The organism is Cohaesibacter marisflavi (assembly GCF_900115225.1).
In the GTDB taxonomy this organism is placed as follows: Bacteria; Pseudomonadota; Alphaproteobacteria; order Rhizobiales; family Cohaesibacteraceae; genus Cohaesibacter; species Cohaesibacter marisflavi.
Genome location: NZ_FOVR01000006.1, coordinates 152668 through 172454, shown reverse-complemented (window position 1 = coordinate 172454; position 19787 = coordinate 152668). Strand labels below are relative to the sequence as shown.

The following is a 19787-nucleotide window of genomic DNA, read 5'->3' as shown; positions in this document are numbered from 1 at the left end:
TCCTTAATGATTGCGCTGTTTGCGCGTGGCGAAGCGGAAGATGGTGTGGATAGCAACGCCCAGAATGGTCAGGATGATCAGGCCGTAGCCCAGCCAGCTGATCAGAGGAAGGTCGTCGCGCCCCGGAATATAGACCCCTTCTATATTCTCAAGGCGTCCACCCTTGACGTGGCATTCGTCACACTGGACGGCCTTGTTCGCGGGGGCAACCATGTGAGTGATGGGCCACCACATGCGGGTTTCGATAAACTCGAATTTGCCCGAATAGTCCTTGCCCATATAGTCCTGACCGCCCTGAATGGCCTTCGCCCAATCGAAATTCTTCCAGAAGGCATTGGCGTCCTTGCCGAACAGATGCATATAGACCAGCTTCTTGTTTTCAGCGTCGATGGGTTGTTTGGTATGCATCAGCTTGAAGGGCCAGATGCGGGCATTCTCGTCTTCCGCGCTGCCGCCAAGAGCGTTCAGCACCACCGGTTGGGTCGTATCAAGCCTATCCTCGTCGGTGACATAGTTGACCTTGCCGTTGAACCAGCTGTAGGTCGGCTGGACATTCTCTTCATAGATGAAGTCACCCTTCTTGGAATCGTAGCTGGGGTGGCCCTTGTCATCCTTGATCGCGAATGGTTTGCCGTCTTTCAGCTTGCCTGCCGTTGACCAGTCCCAGAGCATCTTGGTGGCAACGCCACCGCGTGCGAATTCGGGAATGTGACAGGTCTGGCAGGCGACCGTATCGGTGTGGTTGTTCAGCTTGATGGCTTCCAGCGTCTTGCCCTGATGAGGAGCGTCTGTGTGGCAGCTCTCACAGGAAGCGGTTTCATTCATCCGGCGCATGGCGAAGGAAGGAAGCTTCTTGCCTTCTTCGTCGCGAGCCTGCGGTTTGGCATCCATGTCATAGCGAGAGCCGGGCCAGACATGGCCAGAGCCGGAATGGCAGGCTGAGCAGGCCATGTTGCCGCCATCAGCCGCCATATGTACGTCCAGATCAACGGATGGATTGTCCAGCGAACTGTCGATATCACCATGTTTGACGCCATCGCCGCCGCCGCCATAATAATGGCAGGAGCCGCAATTGTCGCGCTGGGGCAGACTGACGGACTGGGCCGCTTCAATCAGGTTGGAGACCTTGAAGGGCTTGCCACCAAACATGGTTGGTTCGGTGACCGGCAGACCGGCCTTGGTGGGGAACTTCTTGTAATATTGCGTGTCTGCATGGCAGACGAGGCAATCCACCGCTTCCGGTGCGGAAGGGGGATTTTCGCGCATGTCTTTCCAGCCATACCCTGCATGGCAAGAGGTGCAACGGGCCTCGTTGGAGGCGACATTGCCGCAAAAGGCATTGATGACATAACGCTTGCCGAGCTTCTGGCCGGTTTTCTCGTTGTCATATTCCCATTTCCAGTGAATGGAATCATGCACCTGAGTGGCCGCTTCGGTGTGGCAGGAGAGGCAGGCCTTGGTGACCTCGGGGCCACTTTTGAAATCCTGTTGCAGAATTTCAAATTTGCTGTGGTCAGCGGTTTCACCGGGCTTCTTGCCCGTGATCTGCTTTTCGGCAGATTGATTTGTGCTTTCTGTTTTGTTTGCGGCGGTGGGGGAAGCATTGGCGTTGCTCCATCCAATCACCGGTCCTGATATGGATGCTAGTGCAGTCAGCAGGATTGCCGCAGACAGATGTCTGAAGGCAATTCCCAAGCCCCTAAAGGCTGCATGGTCCGTCATTTGGTCCTCCCAACGGATGCAGTATGTCCGATCAGGGAGAGTCGGAGGGCTGTCCCATGATCAGTTCGAGCCTGTGCGCAGGGGCGCTTGGCGGGCGCATGCGCAATCTGGAATTGGGGCGCCAGACTCGCCCGGTCCGTAATCCAATATATTGCAAGATTAGAAAATTACAGATTTGTAATGTTGGACAGAATGTCGCATCTGTGGCAAAAGCGGCGGGATTGGGCGGTCTGCCTAATCTTATTAGGAGAGTGTGAGCGGACGCTGCAACGCATGATCTACGGAATTTCCTGTAGCTTGAAACAAATGTAGGCATCCCCTTGTTAGTTGGATACATTTGTGCGCAAGATTCTCGACGTCCAGAAGGCGAAAACGGCCAAATCTTGCCCGGATTGCCTTGAATTGTCTTCAGGGCTGCACTAGGGTGCGCGGGCGGACTGGCTTGGTAATTATGCCAGCCTGTAAGTCCGTTTGTCTTTTTTTTAGCTGAAAATTTGGAGGGCTCAATGAGCTTTATCGCCGAGCAGCTTTCGCGCGTGAAACCATCCGCGACCATTGCGGTCACCAACAAAGCTCGGGAACTGAAGGCCGCTGGACGTGACGTCATCGGTCTTGGTGCCGGGGAGCCGGACTTCGATACACCGGACAATATCAAGGCTGCTGCGATCAAGGCCATCAATGAAGGCAAGACCAAATACACTGCTGTTGACGGTCTGCCTGAATTGAAAGAGGCCATCTGCGCCAAATTCAAACGTGAAAACGGTCTTGATTATCAGCCAAACCAGATCACGGTCGGTACCGGCGGCAAACAGGTGCTGTATAACGCACTGGTCTGCACCCTGAACCCGGGTGATGAGGTTCTTATTCCGACCCCATATTGGGTGTCCTATCCAGACATGGTGCTGCTTGCCGGTGGCGAGCCTGTTGTCGTGGAAGCTGACAAGGCAACCTTCAAGCTGACGCCGGAAGCGCTGGACGCTGCGATCACGCCAAAAACCAAATGGCTGATCTTCAACTCCCCTTCCAACCCGTCAGGTGCAGCCTATTCGGAAGCCGAACTGAAGGCGCTCACCGATGTTCTGCTCAAGCATCCTCATGTTCTCATCATGAGCGATGACATGTATGAGCATCTGGTTTATGACGACTTCAAATTCACCACACCAGCCCAGATCGAGCCAAAGCTCTATGATCGTACGCTGACGGTGAACGGTGTTTCCAAGGCCTATGCCATGACTGGCTGGCGTATTGGCTATGCTGGTGGACCTGTTGAACTGATCAAGGCAATGGCCAAGTTGCAGTCCCAGTCGACCTCCAACCCGAGCTCGATTTCGCAGTATGCATCTGTTGAAGCTCTGAACGGTCCGCAGGATTTCATCGCCGAACGCGCAGAAGTGTTCAAGCAGCGTCGTGACCTGGTGGTAAACGCTCTTAACGACTGCGAAGGTATTTCCTGCCCGATGCCTGAAGGGGCTTTCTATGTCTATCCGTCTTGCGCGGATTGCATCGGCAAAACCGCTCCATCCGGCAAGGTGATTGAAACCGACGAAGATTTCGTAACCGAGCTTTTGGAAGCGGAAGGCGTTGCCGTTGTGCAGGGCTCTGCTTTCGGTCTTGGTCCGAACTTCCGTATTTCCTATGCGACGTCAACCGAGGCTCTGACTGAGGCTTGCGCACGCATCAAGAAATTCTGCGCTTCCCTCAAATAAGGGATGCTGCCAGGGAGACTGGCCAAAATTGATCTTTGATATCGAGAAGGGGCACCTAGGTGCCCCTTTTTGTTTATGTGAGCCACTCGGCTCAGTCGGTTCGAGGCTTTCGGTTGCGTCGGCTGTCTGTTCCTGCTGTCAGCTCTGGGCTTGAGAGCGGATTCGGGCTCGATGCTGAAGCGATATTTCCTTTTTAATTCAACTAGATAATTCGTCTTATAGACGAAAGATTAGTCTTAGACGAAGGGCTGTCATCAAACCGTCAAATTGCAGTGAGTCCATAATGCAATCTCGGATTCTTTTGCGTTTGATCAAACAGACAGGGCAAATCTCGTTTAAGCTGAAAGAGTACTGTCCGCGCTTTTTGACAGTTTGGCGCGTTTATTCAAGGCAAGAGGAGTAGGGTCAAACTTACAAGAAAACACCAGGAGGAGCTGATGGCTGATCCCATGAGAGCAGTTGATCAGGCTGGTGCCGGACATCATGCAGAAAACAGAAAGGAGGATCTGCCATGGGACAAGCTGGCAGAAGAGTCGAGGGTCCACGTTGCGTAGCCATCGTCGGGCCCTTTGGTAGCGGTAAGACAACTCTCCTTGAAGCCTTATTGGCGCGAACCGGTGCAATCAACAAGTTCGGATCAGTCGACAGTGGAGGGTCTGTTGGCGATGCATCCGAGGAAGCACGCGCGCACCATATGTCGGTGGAAGCCAATATCGCCGAAACGGAATTTCTTGGAGATCCCTATATCTTCGTTGATTGCCCTGGCTCAGTCGAATTTCAGTTTGAAAGTCTTCCAGCGCTCTCCGCCGTCGATCTCGCAATCGTCGTTTGCGAACCGGACGAGAAAAAAATTCCAGCCTTGCAGGTTATTCTCAGGCAGCTTGAAGAGCGCAACATTCCCAGAATTCTCTTTATCAATAAACTGGACAAATGCACGACACGGGTGCGTTCTGTCGTCGAGGCCTTGCAGCATGCCTCCAACACGCCGCTTCTGCTGCGTCAGATCCCGATCTGGAAGGGCGAACAGGCCATAGGCTATATCGATCTGGCTCTGGAACGATCCTTCCTTTACAAGGAGCATGCGCCCAGCGAGCTGGTGGACATGAGCGCGGATGATCAGGAGCGCGAATGGGAAGCCCGCTATTCCATGCTCGAAACGCTTTCCGATCATGACGATAAGCTCATGGAGATGCTGCTGGAGGATATGGAGCCCTCCAAGGAGCAGGTCTTTACCGATCTGGTGAAGGAAATGCGCGAGGGGCAGGTCATGCCGGTGCTGATCGGGGCTGCCGAACAGGAAAATGGTGTGACGCGCCTGTTGAAGGTTCTGCGCCACGAAGGGCTCGGTGTCGGCTATACGGCGGAGCGTCTTGGTTGCCCTGAAATGCCCAATGGCGAGCCTGTGTTGCAGGTGATGAAAAGCATTCACACCTCTCATGGTGGCAAGCTGTCCATATCGCGGGTGCTGAAAGGCTCGGTGAAGGATGGCGATGTCTTTTTCGCAAGCGCAGGCGAGGAAATCGGCCGCGTGTCAGGTCTCTTCCATGTGCAGGGACAGAAAACCATCAAGGAGAGCTCTGCCGGCGTTGGTGAGGTCATCGCCTTGGGCAAACTGGATGATGCTCACACGGGCATGACCCTGACAACGGCGAAGGAAGGTGTCGCACAGCTCGACATGTATGAAGCGCCATCTCCGGTGTTTGCCATGGCCGTTAGGCCCAAGGAACATCGCGATGAGGTCAAGCTCTATGCCACCTTGCAAAAGCTGGTTGAAGAGGATCCTTCTCTGATCGTCGAGCAAAATCAAGATAGCAGCGAGACGATCTTGCGCGGGCAGGGCGAGATGCATTTGCGTGTGGCTCTTGAGCGATTGCAGGGGAAATATTCGATCAATATCGAAAGCCATGTTCCGGCCATTCCCTACAAGGAGACAATCCGCAAAGGAACATCGGTGCGTGGGCGCCACAAGAAGCAGTCTGGTGGCCATGGCCAGTTTGGGGATGTGGTTATCGAGATCAAACCCTTGTCCAGTGGAGAGGGCTTTCAGTTTAGCGAGAGCATCACTGGGGGCGTTGTGCCCAAGCAGTATTTCGGCTCTGTCGAGAATGGCATCAAGGATGCGTTGATCAAGGGACCGCTGGGCTTTGAAGTTGTCGACCTGGCGGTCAATCTTAGTGACGGGTCCTACCATACCGTGGATAGCTCCGATCAGGCCTTCCGCTCGGCAGGCACGTTGGCCATGCGTGAGGGGCTGCCGCAATGTAGCCCGGTGCTGCTGGAGCCAATCGTGAATGTGAAGATCGCTGTGCCCAATGATGTAACGCCCAAGGTCAACACTATCGTGGCTGGCAGGCGTGGTCAGTTGATGGGCTATGATGCCCGGCCCGGTTGGGAAGGCTGGGACGTCGTGGAAAGTCTGATGCCGCAATCCGAGATCAGTGATCTGATCATCGAGTTGAGATCTATCTCCGCCGGTGTTGCCTCTTATGAAGCTTCCTTCGATCACATGCAGGAGCTGACGGGGCGACAGGCCGACCTCGTGCTCGAGGCAGCCAAGGAAGCTTGATAGAGACAATCGTCATGTCGGAAAACGGGGCTGCGGCTCCGTTTTCCTATTGATAATATTACCAGTGACAATAATCAGACTTTTGTCAGATTTTTTGTTGCCTTTTGGCTTTTGAAGTCCGATAGTGTTGGAGCTTCTTTCACGATCTTGTCTTTGCCTGGCGCAAAGACAATTGACCTGCCCGCAGTTGAGCATGGTTTATCCAAGCCGCCCAAACGAGCAAGAAGTTCTCGCAAACAATAAACATTATAAATTGGCGTCTGGGGTCTCATGACTAAAGGATTTCTTATTACCCTATTTATGCAGCGTAGCCGAGAGCATGAAGATCGCCCTCTTGCACGCTGGATTATTGATCAGGCTATGCAGTTGGGCATTCGTGGTGCAACGCTGTCTACGGCCCAAGAAGGGTTCGGCCATGATGGTCGCTACCATTCCAACGGCTATTTCGATATGCAAGATCCGCCGCAGAGATTGACCATGGCGGTGACAGCCAGCGAATGTGATGCGTTTTTTGCGCTCATGAGGTCGAATGATCTGAAGGTGTTTTTCACCAAGGAAGAAATCGAATTCGGTTTCACTTCGGAAGAATTATAAAAGAGCTGGCGAGGCGATATTGCTTTGTTAGGCTCTTAAAGTGTTAGTCTATGCGAAGGTGGTTGGGAGGACTTTGCCTTCGCTGGTGGCGTGCGCTGTCAAAAACCAGTAAATCAATGGCAATCTGAGCCATTTGCAGTGGCAATCATAAGCCACAAAAGGAAAAAATAATGATAGGTCCTCTCATCAACGGTGCCGCAATTGTGGTTGGCTCCATGGTCGGCGCTTTCATCGGTGCCAAAATCAAGGAAAATGTAAAACAGAATATGCCGATGGTATTCGGCATTGCCTCCATGGGGCTCGGGGTTGCGATGGCTGGTAAGGTGGTGGCCTTGGCTCCGGTGGTGCTTGCATTGATCGTCGGCTCGCTGGTGGGCGAGATTTTCGACCTCGAAAAGTCCATTCACAAAATGTCTTTCAAGACCAAGAGCCTCCTGTCCAAACTGACACCATCTGACGGTGCGTTGCCACAGGATGAATTCCTAAACCGGTTTGTGGCCCTGCTGGTGCTGTTCTCCATGAGTGCGACGGGCATTTATGGTGCGATGGTGGAAGGCATGACCGGGGATACGACCCTGTTGGTCGTCAAGGCCATCTTGGACCTTTTCACCGCCATGATCTTTGCAGCGACGATGGGCTATATCATCGCGCTGCTGGCGGTGCCGCAGCTTATCGTTCAGGCGCTGTTCTTTTTCGCTTCGGTGCTGATTATTCCCCTGACTACGCCGGATATGCTGGCTGACTTCTCGGCTTGTGGTGGCTGTATCATGCTGGCTGTGGGGATGCGCATTTGCGGCATCAAGCAGTTTCCTGTGGCCAACATGATCCCGGCGCTCTGGATTGTCATGCCAATCTCATGGGGCTGGGCAACCATTTTTGCCTGATATCGCTTCTACAGCATCGGCTCTGAGGGGGCTGGTCGTTTAAATGGGCTGGTACTGTGTGGTATGTCCGCGCGTGCCAGCCCTTTTGTTTGCGTATCCTACAGGATTGTCGTCGTCATTGCGCGGTGGACTAGGAGAGGGTCAAAAGGAGAGCTGATCTATTTCAATGGCCGCGAGAATAAGTATTTTTTCAAGGGCTCGCGCGTGGGATTTCATGGGAAGAATTCACAAAAGCGCATAGCGCGCGTTGAATAAATAATAGCCATGCCTATTATTTAAACAAATTTTGGTAATAATCGAAAAAGCAGGTGGAAAGAAAAAAAGCCGGACAAAAGTCCGGCTTATAAAGTTTATTCCGCACAAAAGTGCGGAGCAATCACCTTCCAGAGGGGAACAGCTGGCTACAAACATCGTCGCAGGGAGGAGGTTAGCAACGATTATTGCCTTCAGCTGAGGCATATATGCCTATTAAATAGACGGTTTTCAATGTTCGCAGATGCAGTTCTGTTATGCGTTTCGTGCATAAATATACGTTTAAATACGTAAAAGCCCATGAGCCGAAACTCATGGGCGCAATATATCTTCCAAAAAGACCTGAGTTAGAGCTTAATAATGCCAGCTGGCTGCCTTTGACAGCAGAAAATCGCGTACGGCATTAATGCGCATCGAATTTCTGAGCTCCGCCGCATAAACAAAATAGGTTTCAAAGCTTGGCATTTCCACACTTGGAAGCAACTGAATCATCTCATCGCGTGGATGAACCACGTAATCTGGCAGAATCGCGATGCCTGCACCACGCATAACCGCATGGCGAATGCCTAGCAGGTTGTTTACCTTCAGCGCCATTTGACGTTTTTTGCCCGGGGGCATCTGGGCTGTTTCGAGCCAGTTGACGTCCTTGAGATAGTTGGGGTGGTTGTCACCAAAGCAGATCAGGCGATGCTGCTCCAGTTCATCCATGGAGCGGGGCTGGCTGAATTTCTTAAGATAGCTGGCTGAGGCATACATATGGAAATGCACGGTGAAGAGCTTGCGCTGAATGAGGTCTGGCTGTGTCGGCTGGTGCAGTCGGATGGCCACGTCGGCCTGTCGCATGCCAAGGTCGAGATCCTCGTTCTCCAGCAAGAGCGTGAGCGCGATGCCGGGGTAAAGCTCCATGAACTCGGCCAGATGCGAGGTCAGCCAGGCTGACCCAAGCCCCACCGTCGTGGTAACGCGCAACTCGCCGGTCGGCTTTTCCTTGGAGTCAGTCAAATGGGTGCGGACGGTTTCCAGCTTCATGAGCACGTCATGGGCTGTGCGGTAAAGCAGTTCGCCCTGTTCGGTCAGGATTAGACCGCGTGCATGTCGATGGAACAACGTGACCCCGAGGTCCGATTCCAGAGCGCTAACCTGTCGGGAAATCGCGGATTGGCTCATATGCAATTTGTCGCCAGCGTGCGTGAAGCTGCCAGCGTCGGCGGCCGCATGAAAAATGCGTAGTTTGTCCCAATCCATAGTTTCCTCCGGCTGAATTGCTGGTCCTGCAATCCATGCTAATGTCTGATTCTTAACGAGCCTTGACTAGCCGTAGTGGACGCTGCCCATGTTATGCGTTTGGGCTACGCCAGATATGCGGATTCAAGCGTAGCCCTTAGTCTAATAAGTTTCAAACGCAAAACAAGGTAGCCGGAGGTCTTAGGACGTTATTTCTGGGCAAAACCCGTTATTATTCAGCGTCTTCTTGTTCTGCAAGGAAGCGTTCTGCTTCCAAAGCGGCCATGCAGCCCAAACCGGCAGCCGTTACGGCCTGCCGATACTTGTCATCGGTGACGTCTCCTGCGGCAAAAACGCCTGGAATTGAGGTCACTGTCGAATCAGGTGCGGTCCAGATATAGCCGTTTTCCTTCATTTTCAGCGTGTCCTTGAACAGCTCGACGGCGGGCGCATGGCCAATGGCAACGAAAATGCCGTCTGCGGTGATATCTGTCATCTCACCGGTTTTGACATTGCGCAGCTTGGCACCGGTCACGCTTGGCGGGAATCCTTCCTTGCCGATGAATTCTTCAACCACGGAATCCCAGATCACTTCGATTTTCGGGTTCTTTTCCAGGCGGTTTTGCAGGATCTTCTCGGCCCGGAATTCATCGCGGCGATGGATGACCGTCACCTTGCTTGCATGGTGCGTGAGATAGAGCGCCTCTTCCACAGCGGTGTTGCCGCCGCCGATGACCAGCACTTCCTTGCCACGATAGAAGAAGCCGTCACATGTGGCGCAGGCGGAGATGCCGAAGCCCTTGAATTTCTCTTCGGTTTCCATGCCCAGCCAACGCGCCTGTGCGCCTGTGGCGATGATGATACTGTCGGCCGTATAGTCCGCGCCGGAATCGCCTTTTGCCTTAAAAGGGCGTGCGGTGAGATCCACGTCGGTGATAATATCCGAAACAAGGTTGGTGCCAACATTCTTGGCTTGAGCCTTCATTTGCTCCATCAGCCATGGGCCCTGAATTTCTTCAGCGAAGCCGGGATAGTTTTCCAGCTCGGAGGTGATGGTCAACTGACCGCCTTCCTGCATACCGGCAACAAGCGTCGGCTCAAGCATGGCACGGGCAGCATAAATGGCGGCTGTGTACCCTGCTGGTCCAGAGCCAATGATCAAGACTTTGCTATGCATCGGATTATCTTTCTTTGATGATGGCCATGAAGGGGAGCGGTCTCCGCTTCATTGAGATCCTTCAAGAGGGGTCGGGTTGAGCAGAAGCCGGATTTCCTCTGCTATCAGTTCTGTTGAATCTATGGCGGGCCGGGCTCCCGTTTCAAGAGGGGCGGGGAGAAGTTGTACAAAAGGGTGTTGGACGAGTTGATTGATCGTCCGTTTCAGCTTCTTTGGATAGGCATCCGGCTCAAAAATGTAAACAGGAACTTCGCACGATAGGACATCGGAAAGCATGGAATGGGAATCAGCTGTAACGATGATCACATCGGCGAGGGCGAGCATCGAGAAATAGGGATTGTCACCCTGCTCATCCCAGATCCAGTGAGGGTGTCCGATGAGCGCCTTCTTAACGGCGGTTTTCAAGTGGTCCGGCGTTCGTCTGGAGGGGGTGACCATCACGGAAACATGGGGGGGCAGCTCGTGGCTTAGATAGTGCGCAAGCCGTTTCGATGCTTGCTCGCCGAACTTCTCCTTTGCCGTATCGCCGCCCAGAATAAGCGCCACGCGCGGGGCTGGCAGATGAAGCAGGGCCTGAGGTGCCTTGGTTCTTGCTGCGGTCAGCTGGCTCGGCGTGATGCGGGTCGGGCCTGTCAGTGAGACGATTGTGCGAGAATCCCGGCGTTTGTCGTGGAAGGGAACCCAGACAAGATCCGCATTGAAAGAGGTAAGGCGTGGATCTTTGAGGAAGACCGTTATGGTTTGCGGGCTGACTTTCTTGAGCTTTCTCAGATAAGCTACGGTCCGGCGGCCTGATGCTATGGCCACATCGGGAAAGGGACCATAAATGGGGGAGGCTGGATTTTTGGGGCTGTCCGATGGCGGTATCGGCCCATGCGGCATGAGCCAGACCCATGGTGCTGACGGGGCCACATGACGCAGTTCTATGGAGCCGCCCAATCGCTCAGCAACGCTGAGGCATTGATTCTCGTCGCCAGGCTTGCCATCGCTCAGAACCCAGATTTTCATGCCTGTTATGGCTACCACTTTCGACTCTCCTGGAGGGGTGATCTTTCCAAATAATTCACCGAAACGGCGTTCTGTGTCCTAAATGGGCACAGAAATATGTCTAAACTTTCCAGATTTGTCCAATTAGCGCTATGATCGTGTGTCGCTGCGCGCTATACCTTGGTATGGACAACAGCTCAGGTTCCCATGAGCTTCTCGAAAATAAGAGACCTTTCGCCTTGAAAGCAAGACTTGATCCAATTGACTGGAAAATCCTGAAAGAGCTTCAGGATGATGGTCGTATCACAAACGTAGAACTGGCGCGTCGCGTTGGTATTTCTGCGCCTCCATGCCTGCGCCGCGTTCGCGCGCTGGAAGAAGCCGGAATCATCAAAGGCTATCGTGCCATTGTTGACGAAAAGCAGATCGGCTTTGACGTAACAGCGATTGCTATGGTCGGGTTGCATAGTCAGGCTGAAGCCGATTTGGTGGCCTTTGAGGAGCGTGTCAGAGCATGGCCGCAAGTCCGGGAATGCTACATGCTTTCCGGGGATATCGACTTTGTTCTGCGCTGTGTGTCGCCTGATTTGCAAGCTTTTCAGTCTTTCGTCATTAATGAACTGACGTCTGCGCCCAACGTGGATAGCGTGCGTACATCGCTGACCATCCGCTTGAGCAAGAATGCGCCGAACGTTCCGATCAATCTGGGTGACTGACGCGATACAGACGGAAGAGCAGCGATTGTTTAAAAGCGCATGGCGGGAGCAACGCCGATGCGCTTTTTTATTGGCTATGAATGTCTTCCATTGGATCTGAGCAGCTTGTTAAGCTGACAGTTTTCGGGAAGGAACAAGTCCAAAGACCTGTTAGATATATTTGATTTCGAGGATCTCGTAGGATTTCGACCCGCCGGGGGCCATGACTTCTACGGAATCTTCAACCTGTTTGCCGATCAGTGCACGTGCGATCGGGGAGGACAGGGAAATCTTGCCTTTTTTCAGATCAGCTTCGACATCGCCAACGATCTGATAGGTTTTCTCTTCATCGGTGTCTTCATCGACCATGGTCACTGTGGCGCCAAACTTGATGGTGTTGCCACTCATCTTGGTTACGTCGATGACTTCCGCACGCGAAAGCTTGTCTTCGAGCTCGGAGATACGGCCTTCATTCAGGCTCTGCTGTTCCTTTGCAGCATGATATTCGGCGTTTTCGGACAAATCGCCATGGGCACGCGCTTCGGAGATCGCTGCGATAATCCGCGGGCGTTCTTCGCTGCTGCGCTGTTTCAATTCTTCACTAAGAGCCTGATATCCGGCAGGCGTCATTGGGATTTTTTCCATTGCCTTCGGAAAGCCTCCTGTTAAACGGGGTACGAGGCCCCACAAAAAAGTTTAGCGTCCCGAGGGTTTCGTGCCCTCGAGACGCACATGAATGTTCTATGCAAGACGGTGTTGGTCTTGCCAATCAGGAGAAATAGTCCTGCAGAGGCCGGACTTCAATATCTCCCTTCTTATAAGCTTCAATGCCCTGAGCTGCTGCCAATGCTCCGGCAACAGTCGTGTAGTAGGGTACCTTATGCAAAAGTGCAGCGCGGCGCAAATCCCGGCTGTCGGAAATTGCCTTGGCGCCCTTGGTTGTGTTGAAGACCAGGTGCACTTCGCCATTCTTGAGAGCATCAACGATATGGGGGCGGCCCTCAAGCATTTTATTGATTTTTTCGCACTCTATCCCGTTTTCAGACAGATAACGCTGTGTACCACCGGTCGCGATGATGCGGAAACCGACATTCTTGAGGCGGCGGACGGCAGGCAGAATCGCCGGCTTGTCGTCATCCTTGACCGAAATAAAGGCTGTGCCCTTGCTTGGAACCTTTGTGCCACTGCCCAGCTGTGACTTGGCAAAGGCAACCGGGAAGTCCTTGTCCAATCCCATGACCTCACCAGTCGAGCGCATTTCCGGGCCGAGAATGGTGTCGACGCCAGGGAAGCGGGCGAATGGGAATACGGCTTCCTTGACAGCGATATGGTCAAGTTTGTCATGTTTGACGTCCTGATCGGAAAGCGGTTCGCCGGTCATGACGCGCGAGGCAATGCTGGCGATCGGTTTACCAACAGTCTTGGCCACGAACGGTACGGTACGGGATGCACGCGGGTTGACCTCGATGACATAGATGTCGCCATCCTTGACTGCGAACTGCACGTTCATCAGGCCGACCACATTGAGGGCAAGCGCCATTTCCTTGGTCTGGCGCGCCAGTTCATCCTGAACGTCCTGAGACAAAGAGTAAGGTGGCAGGGAACAGGCGGAGTCACCGGAGTGAATGCCGGCTTCCTCGATATGCTCCATGATACCTGCGATCACCACTTCCTTTCCATCGCACAAGCAATCCACGTCAACCTCAATGGCTCCGGAAAGGTAGCTGTCGAACAGCAGGGCATTCTGGGCGAGAACGGCGTTGATCTGGCCGGTTTTGTCATTCGGGTATTTGAGGCGGATATCTGGTGGGACCAGTTCGGCCAACGTCAGCTGGATATATTTCTCGAACGCTTCCGGGGTGCGCACGATTTCCATGGCGCGGCCGCCCAACACGTAGGATGGGCGCACGACAACAGGGAAACCGATCAGATCAGCCACGATGCGGGCCTGTTCGATGGAATAGGCAATGCCATTGCGTGGCTGCATAAGGTCGAGCTTATGCAGAAGCTTCTGGAAGCGATCGCGGTCTTCGGCCAGGTCGATGGCGTCCGGAGAGGTGCCAAGGATCGGAATATCTGCATCCTGAAGCGCCTGAGCCAGTTTCAGTGGCGTCTGGCCACCAAACTGCACGATGACGCCGATGAGTTCGCCTGTTTCCTGTTCCTTGCGTAGAATCTCGATGACATCCTCAGCGGTCAGCGGCTCGAAATAGAGACGATCGGAGGTGTCATAGTCAGTAGAGACCGTTTCGGGGTTGCAGTTGATCATGATGGTCTCATACCCGGCTTCGCTCATGGCAAAGCAGGCGTGACAGCAGCAATAATCGAACTCGATACCCTGACCAATACGGTTTGGACCACCGCCGAGAATGGCAACCTTCTTGCGCTCCGAAGGATTGGCTTCACAGGCCGGAGCACCGTTGAATGGCATCTCGTAGCTGGAATACATGTAGGCGGTTGGTGACGCAAACTCGGCAGCGCAGGTGTCAATGCGCTTGTAGACCGGGCGCACGTCAAGATCCTTGCGAAGGGCAGCGACTTTCTTGGCCGAGGTGCCAGCCAGCTCTGCAAGGCGCACATCTGAGAAGCCCATGCTCTTGAGCTTGCGCATATTGTGCGCATCCTTCGGAAGGCCGTAAGCCCGTACCCTCTCTTCCATGTCGATGATGCCCTGAAGCTGCTCAAGGAACCATGGATCATATTTACAGGTCTCGAAAATCTGCTCGTGGCTGACGCCAAGGCGGATGGCCTGTGCGATCTTGAGCAAACGGTCCGGAGTCGCCTTGGCGAGCGCCGCGCGAATAGCGTTCTTGTCATCGCCCTGATCCAGCCCTTCGATTTCCACCTCATTGAGGCCGGTAAGGCCCGTCTCCAAGCCACGCAGGGCTTTCTGAAGGGATTCCTGGAAGGTACGACCAATGGCCATCACTTCGCCAACCGACTTCATGGCAGTGGTCAGGGAAGGCTCTGCGCCCGGGAATTTCTCAAACGCAAAGCGAGGGATCTTGGTGACCACATAGTCGATGGATGGCTCAAAGGAAGCCGGCGTTGCGCCACCGGTGATGTCGTTGGCCAGTTCGTCCAGTGTGTAGCCGACAGCCAGCTTGGCGGCGACTTTGGCAATCGGGAAGCCGGTCGCCTTGGATGCCAGAGCCGAGGAACGGGACACACGCGGGTTCATTTCGATCACGATCAGGCGGCCGTTTTCCGGATTGACGGAGAACTGCACGTTGGAGCCGCCGGTCTCCACCCCGATCTCGCGCAGAACCGCCAGAGAGGCGTCGCGCATGATCTGGTATTCCTTGTCCGTCAGCGTCAGGGCTGGTGCGATTGTGATCGAATCGCCGGTATGCACGCCCATCGGGTCAAGGTTTTCGATGGAGCAGATGATTATGCAGTTGTCGTTCTTGTCGCGAACGACCTCCATCTCATATTCTTTCCAGCCGATGATGCTTTCTTCCACCAACACTTCGGTGGTTGGAGAGGCATCAAGGCCACGCTCGATGATTTCGAGATATTCTTCGCGGTTATAGGCTACGCCACCGCCGGTGCCGCCCATGGTGAAGGATGGACGCATGATGGCGGGCAGGCCAACAACTTCGAGCGCTTCAAGCGCCTCGGGAATGTTGTGGGCCAACCGGGAAACCGGTGTGTCGAGACCGATCTTGTTCATCGCTTCGCGGAACAGTTCGCGGTCTTCAGCCTTATCGATGGCTTCAGCCGTCGCGCCGATCATCTCGACATTGTATTTTTCCAAAACGCCCATTTTGCGCAGGGAAAGAGCGCAGTTGAGTGCCGTCTGGCCACCCATGGTCGGGAGCAGGGCGTCAGGGCGTTCCTTCTCGATGATCTTGGCTACGATTTCCGGAGTGATCGGCTCGATGTAGGTTGCGTCCGCCATGTCCGGATCGGTCATGATCGTCGCCGGGTTCGAGTTGACCAGAATGATGCGGTAGCCTTCTTCTCGGAGAGCCTTGCAAGCTTGTGTTCCGGAATAGTCGAACTCGCAGGCCTGACCGATAATGATGGGTCCGGCACCGATAATAAGGATGGATTTTATGTCTGTCCGCTTTGGCATCGTTCTTCGCGCTCACGTCGAGGCACCGCTCACCCTTGTCTTGAAGAGGAGCCTGGCCGTTGCTGGTCGGGGTGTGCAGATGAGATTTGGATCGCTATAGCGAAATATTGCCCATATTGCCATAGGGAAAGGAAGTTTTTTTGTCTCTATCTAGCACTTTTTCGGATGATTGTTTGGCTGGTGTCAACAGATAGCCGTTTTCTTGTCAGGATTGAGGCATGTCCCGCAGAGTCTGGGGAAAATACGTAATGACGACTCACTAGGACGGAAGAAAGGGCCACCCGGTCCTGTCAGAGGGCTCCCTGATCGGAAGGGGGCGTCTCGTCTTCCTGCGAGAAAGGCTGTTGCTCCACACCTTGCTCTTCGCCTTGGTCGTCGGTCTTGTCTTTAAATATGGCTGGGTCGAATTTGCTGACCGTAGTGCCGTCAAAGTCGGAAATACCGATTGTCAGCGCATAACAGGCAAGGCGGACCGACTTGGGAATCGTGACTGCCTTTCCATCCCGATTGCCCTTCTCGTAATACTGAATCATGCGCTTTTTCAAGCCGAGCAAGTCTGCTGCGTCTTTCTGTTTTAGCCCCATTTCTTTTCTCCACGCGCGAAATTGCTGCGCGGACATGGGTTCATCGTCTTGTTTTTGTTCAGATTTTGCCACGGCTTACTTCTTTTTGCGCAAAAAGTGCGCCTTACTGTTGACATTGATGCACTTAGTGCGCATATTTACTGACATAAGCGCACTGAGTGCAGTCCGTTCAGCTTATTTAAAACCTACCTTCGCAATAAGGTCAATGGTTGATGCTGCATAAGAGTGTGATGAAAACCGGGATCCCGACAGGAACCCATTATATGGAGTGCCCCCAATGTTAGTCGACCTCATGGTAAGTCGCGAAACACTGGGCGTTCGTCGTCGCTGCGACGTTCACAGATTTGCCCAGCTTCGTTGCTATCTTGCACGCGTGTTCAAGGACTTTGGCGCGTAACGAATAGGAGCCAATTCTTGCTGTAATGCGGAATGGCCCGGGATTAAAAAATCAAGTCTCCCAAAGAAACGGCCCGATGGATTATCGGGCCGTTTCTTTTTGGCTCAAAGGCAGAGATCTGTCTGTTTTTGAGTGAGGGGCTGACGATAAGACGTAAGCGAACCAAAAAGCCCGCCACCATGATTTCCATGGGGCGGGCTTTGTTTTATTGATATGAAGATTTTTAAAAGCCGCTCTTACTCTGCGACTTGTTCGATGCCCTTGCGTTCCCGCATCAGATTGGTGAAGCGGGTAAAGAGATAGTGGCTGTCTTTCGGTCCCGGAGAGGCTTCCGGATGGAACTGAACCGAGAAGATTGGTTTGCCTTTTACAGCCAGACCACAGTTAGACCCGTCGAACAGGGAAATATGGGTTTCCTCGATGCCTTCTGGCAGGCTTTCGCCGTCTACAGCAAAGCCATGGTTCATGGAGGTGATTTCCACTTTGCCTGTGGTTTTGTCCTGAACCGGATGGTTGGCGCCATGGTGCCCCTGATGCATCTTGGTGGTCTTGCCTCCAAGGGCCAGTGCCAGCATCTGGTGGCCAAGGCAAATGCCGAACAGAGGAATGTCTGCCTCAATCACTGCTTTGATGGCATCTACCGAATAGCTGCCGGTAGCGGCCGGGTCGCCCGGACCGTTGGAGAGGAAAACCCCATCGGGCTTCAGTGCCAGAATGTCTTCGCCGGTTGCCGTGGCAGGCAGGACTGTGAGTTTGCAGCCCTGATCGGCGAGCAGACGCAGGATGTTGCGCTTTAGGCCATAGTCAATAGCGACCACATGGAACTGTGGATCCTTGAGCTTGCCGTAGCCTTCATCCCAGACCCAGGTGCTTTCATCCCACTCGAAGGTCTTGTTGGCGGTGACATCCTTGGCAAGATCTGCGCCGACCAAGCCGTTCCAGCCTGCCGCTTCGCGCTTGAGAGCCTCGACATCGAACTTGCCGTCAGGCGAATGGGCGATAACCGCATTGGCCAGACCTTTTTCACGGATCAGACCCGTTAGTGCGCGGGTGTCCACACCAGCGATGCCAACAATGCCGCGCGACTTCAGCCACGCGTCGAAATGGCGCGTTGCGCGGTAGTTGGAGGGCTCGGTGATGTCCGTCTTGATGACGGCGCCTCGGACGCCTGCATCATTATCGAGATCGATGGTTTCTACATCTTCCTCATTGGTGCCGACATTACCGATATGAGGGAAGGTGAAGGTGACAATCTGGCCTGCATAGGAAGGATCGGTGAGGATTTCCTCATAGCCGGTCATTGCCGTATTAAAACAGACTTCCGCGACGGCGGAGCCGGTAGTGCCGATTCCCTGTCCTTCAATGACAGTGCCGTCTGCCAAAACCAGGAGAGCGGTCGGTTTGAAGTCGTCCCAAGGGGCCGGTGTCGTCTGAGCCGGTGAAGTAGCGGGGTGAGCCATGCCGTGGGTGTCCTGAAAATGCTGTTTGTCTGATTTCTGTGCCCGTTCTCGTCCGCTGGAGCCCTTTGGGCACTGCGTGAATTGCAACGAGGATGGAGACAGGGAAATGCTTGTTCTCAGAGGTGATGATCTATGACAAAAGTGCTCGAGCGTCAATGAGTCTGGGATAAATAATTCGAAAAAATATTTTTCAAAATGATGCGATTTCAAAATTTTGTGCTGTTTTGAGGTTTTGTATTCCTCTTATGCATATTATGCGGTGATGGTGCTGGCTTTTTCCCCATGCTATGCGCCGTAGCAGCATATTGTCCGTTCTTTAGCGGAGCCCTGCATAGCTGGCCAAATGCCTGGCCTCTGTTGGTCTGTCTGAGGCTGTCTCTTTCGCAATGGGGACTTTCAAAGTGTCGGCTTTATCTTATTGGTTAGCCGTGGCTTTTATGCAATTCTACATAGATAGGGTTCTGAGGAGCGTAGGTCCTGCTCTCACCTTTCAACAGTGGAGGCGCTGTGAAGAAATAGGGGCGCGGGGCGGTGTAACGCTAGGAACGCGCTGGAATTCTCCATGTTTTTGCGCTGTTCATTCTTTGTTAACGCTTTGCCAAACAAGTGGCGGACTAAGACGTAAGTGCAATGCCGACTTGCCTAACATTGAAAGTCACTGTATCAAACATTAAGTTTTTTCGGTGGCAAAGCCATGCTAACGTGGCTGGAAACTGCCGATATAGTGGCGAAATTGCGCCGCTTTACAGGAATTTTGCTCTTGGCCTTCAAAACGGGATCCGCTTTCTTGCCGAGAGCGTTTTATGATTCCTGGCAATGAAAGGCCAACAGAGATGAGAGGCCAGCAATATGCGTGAGCAGATTACCGAAAGCCTGACAGAGGCAATCAAGGCTCAGGACAAACGCCGTATGGCAACCCTGCGTCTGGTGACCGCCGCTATCAAGGACCGCGACGTCGATGCACGCGGTCAAGGTAAGGAAGGGGTCTCGGACGACGACATTTTGCAGATCCTTGCCAAAATGATCAAACAACGTGAAGAATCCATCCGTGTTTATGAAGAAGCCGGACGGGAAGAACTCGCCCAGCAGGAACGCGAGGAAGCCGAAATCATCAAGGAATTCCTGCCCCAGCAGATGGGGGAAGAGGAAGTCTCCCAGACTTGCGCCAAGGCCGTAGAAGAACTTGATGCTGATGGCCTGAGGGATATGGGCAAGGTGATGAACCACCTCAAAGCCACCTATCCGGGGCAGATGGATTTCGGCAAGGCAAGCTGCATCGTCAAGGGCTTGTTGCTCTAGCGCTACCATCACAACAGTTTATCGCTTTCTTCTGAGGCCTCTTTAAAGGAGGCCCCGAAACCGTCTATGGTTCAATGGTTGCGTTGAAGTGACCTTTGTGCTTTTGGAAAATCTGATATTATCATCGGATCGTGTTAGCCTGTAGGGATGTCGCAAGAGATC

General features: G+C 53.5%; 14 protein-coding genes. 6 read left to right on the top strand and 8 right to left on the bottom strand.

What is annotated here, in order from left to right:
• Positions 1–3: 3 nt before the first annotated feature.
• Positions 4–1722, bottom strand: a complete 1719-nt coding sequence (locus BM258_RS13235; protein WP_090073017.1) for a tetrathionate reductase family octaheme c-type cytochrome — start codon at positions 1720–1722, stop codon at positions 4–6.
• Between the two features lie 506 nt (positions 1723–2228).
• Between BM258_RS13235 and BM258_RS13230 the strand changes: the two genes are divergently transcribed.
• The 4 genes from BM258_RS13230 to BM258_RS13210 all read left to right on the top strand — a co-directional run bounded on the left by BM258_RS13230 (position 2229) and on the right by BM258_RS13210 (position 7472).
• Positions 2229–3428, top strand: coding sequence for a pyridoxal phosphate-dependent aminotransferase (locus tag BM258_RS13230; protein WP_090073015.1), 1200 nt, complete (start codon positions 2229–2231; stop codon positions 3426–3428).
• A gap of 511 nt (positions 3429–3939) precedes the next feature.
• Entirely contained in the window at positions 3940–5994 is a 2055-nt protein-coding gene (locus BM258_RS13225; protein ID WP_090073013.1) for an elongation factor G, read from the top strand.
• Positions 5995–6264: 270 nt separating this feature from the next.
• The gene (locus BM258_RS13215) at positions 6265–6588 is read left to right on the top strand and encodes a DUF190 domain-containing protein (RefSeq protein WP_090073011.1); all 324 of its coding nucleotides are present in this window, start codon (positions 6265–6267) and stop codon (positions 6586–6588) included.
• A 170-nt stretch (positions 6589–6758) separates the two neighbouring features.
• Entirely contained in the window at positions 6759–7472 is a 714-nt protein-coding gene (locus BM258_RS13210; protein ID WP_210186740.1) for a DUF554 domain-containing protein, read from the top strand.
• 606 nt (positions 7473–8078) lie between these two features.
• Here the strand turns inward: BM258_RS13210 and BM258_RS13205 are convergent.
• The 3 genes from BM258_RS13205 to BM258_RS13195 all read right to left on the bottom strand — a co-directional run bounded on the left by BM258_RS13205 (position 8079) and on the right by BM258_RS13195 (position 11151).
• Positions 8079–8969 (bottom strand): LysR family transcriptional regulator, encoded by an 891-nt coding sequence (locus tag BM258_RS13205; protein ID WP_090073007.1) that lies wholly within the window; start codon positions 8967–8969, stop codon positions 8079–8081.
• Positions 8970–9180: 211 nt separating this feature from the next.
• Entirely contained in the window at positions 9181–10125 is a 945-nt protein-coding gene (trxB, locus tag BM258_RS13200; RefSeq protein WP_090073004.1) for a thioredoxin-disulfide reductase, read from the bottom strand.
• Positions 10126–10173: 48 nt separating this feature from the next.
• Positions 10174–11151: a mitochondrial fission ELM1 family protein gene (locus BM258_RS13195; RefSeq protein ID WP_139229274.1), complete on the bottom strand. Its 978-nt coding sequence runs from the start codon at positions 11149–11151 to the stop codon at positions 10174–10176.
• Between the two features lie 200 nt (positions 11152–11351).
• Here BM258_RS13195 and BM258_RS13190 point away from each other — a divergent pair, with 200 nt between their 5' ends.
• Positions 11352–11828: an Lrp/AsnC family transcriptional regulator gene (locus BM258_RS13190; protein ID WP_090073142.1), complete on the top strand. Its 477-nt coding sequence runs from the start codon at positions 11352–11354 to the stop codon at positions 11826–11828.
• Between the two features lie 150 nt (positions 11829–11978).
• Here BM258_RS13190 and greA read toward each other — a convergent pair whose 3' ends face one another.
• The 4 genes from greA to carA all read right to left on the bottom strand — a co-directional run bounded on the left by greA (position 11979) and on the right by carA (position 18326).
• Positions 11979–12452 carry a transcription elongation factor GreA gene (greA, locus tag BM258_RS13185; RefSeq protein ID WP_090073000.1) on the bottom strand — a complete coding sequence of 158 codons (474 nt, stop codon included), beginning with the start codon at positions 12450–12452 and terminating at the stop codon, positions 11979–11981.
• A 124-nt stretch (positions 12453–12576) separates the two neighbouring features.
• Entirely contained in the window at positions 12577–15885 is a 3309-nt protein-coding gene (gene carB / locus BM258_RS13180; RefSeq protein ID WP_090072998.1) for a carbamoyl-phosphate synthase large subunit, read from the bottom strand.
• A 290-nt stretch (positions 15886–16175) separates the two neighbouring features.
• A complete protein-coding gene (locus tag BM258_RS13175) occupies positions 16176–16505 on the bottom strand; it encodes a helix-turn-helix domain-containing protein (protein WP_090072996.1) in 330 nt (109 codons plus the stop codon).
• 597 nt (positions 16506–17102) lie between these two features.
• Complete coding sequence (gene carA / locus BM258_RS13170) at positions 17103–18326, bottom strand: glutamine-hydrolyzing carbamoyl-phosphate synthase small subunit (RefSeq protein WP_090072994.1); 1224 nt, start codon at positions 18324–18326, stop codon at positions 17103–17105.
• A gap of 849 nt (positions 18327–19175) precedes the next feature.
• Here carA and BM258_RS13165 point away from each other — a divergent pair.
• Complete coding sequence (locus BM258_RS13165; RefSeq protein ID WP_090072991.1) at positions 19176–19625, top strand: GatB/YqeY domain-containing protein; 450 nt, start codon at positions 19176–19178, stop codon at positions 19623–19625.
• Positions 19626–19787 lie beyond the last annotated feature (162 nt).

Excerpts from the sequence above, each read along its gene's own strand:
- BM258_RS13235 (WP_090073017.1), bottom strand. The coding sequence starts at position 1,722 with ATGACGGACCATGCAGCCTTTAGGGGCTTGGGAATTGCCTTCAGACAT.
- BM258_RS13230 (WP_090073015.1), top strand. The coding sequence starts at position 2,229 with ATGAGCTTTATCGCCGAGCAGCTTTCGCGCGTGAAACCATCCGCGACC.
- BM258_RS13225 (WP_090073013.1), top strand. The coding sequence starts at position 3,940 with ATGGGACAAGCTGGCAGAAGAGTCGAGGGTCCACGTTGCGTAGCCATC.
- BM258_RS13215 (WP_090073011.1), top strand. The coding sequence starts at position 6,265 with ATGACTAAAGGATTTCTTATTACCCTATTTATGCAGCGTAGCCGAGAG.
- BM258_RS13210 (WP_210186740.1), top strand. The coding sequence starts at position 6,759 with ATGATAGGTCCTCTCATCAACGGTGCCGCAATTGTGGTTGGCTCCATG.
- BM258_RS13205 (WP_090073007.1), bottom strand. The coding sequence starts at position 8,969 with ATGGATTGGGACAAACTACGCATTTTTCATGCGGCCGCCGACGCTGGC.
- trxB (WP_090073004.1), bottom strand. The coding sequence starts at position 10,125 with ATGCATAGCAAAGTCTTGATCATTGGCTCTGGACCAGCAGGGTACACA.
- greA (WP_090073000.1), bottom strand. The coding sequence starts at position 12,452 with ATGGAAAAAATCCCAATGACGCCTGCCGGATATCAGGCTCTTAGTGAA.
- carB (WP_090072998.1), bottom strand. The coding sequence starts at position 15,885 with ATGCCAAAGCGGACAGACATAAAATCCATCCTTATTATCGGTGCCGGA.
- BM258_RS13175 (WP_090072996.1), bottom strand. The coding sequence starts at position 16,505 with ATGTCCGCGCAGCAATTTCGCGCGTGGAGAAAAGAAATGGGGCTAAAA.
- carA (WP_090072994.1), bottom strand. The coding sequence starts at position 18,326 with ATGGCTCACCCCGCTACTTCACCGGCTCAGACGACACCGGCCCCTTGG.
- BM258_RS13165 (WP_090072991.1), top strand. The coding sequence starts at position 19,176 with ATGCGTGAGCAGATTACCGAAAGCCTGACAGAGGCAATCAAGGCTCAG.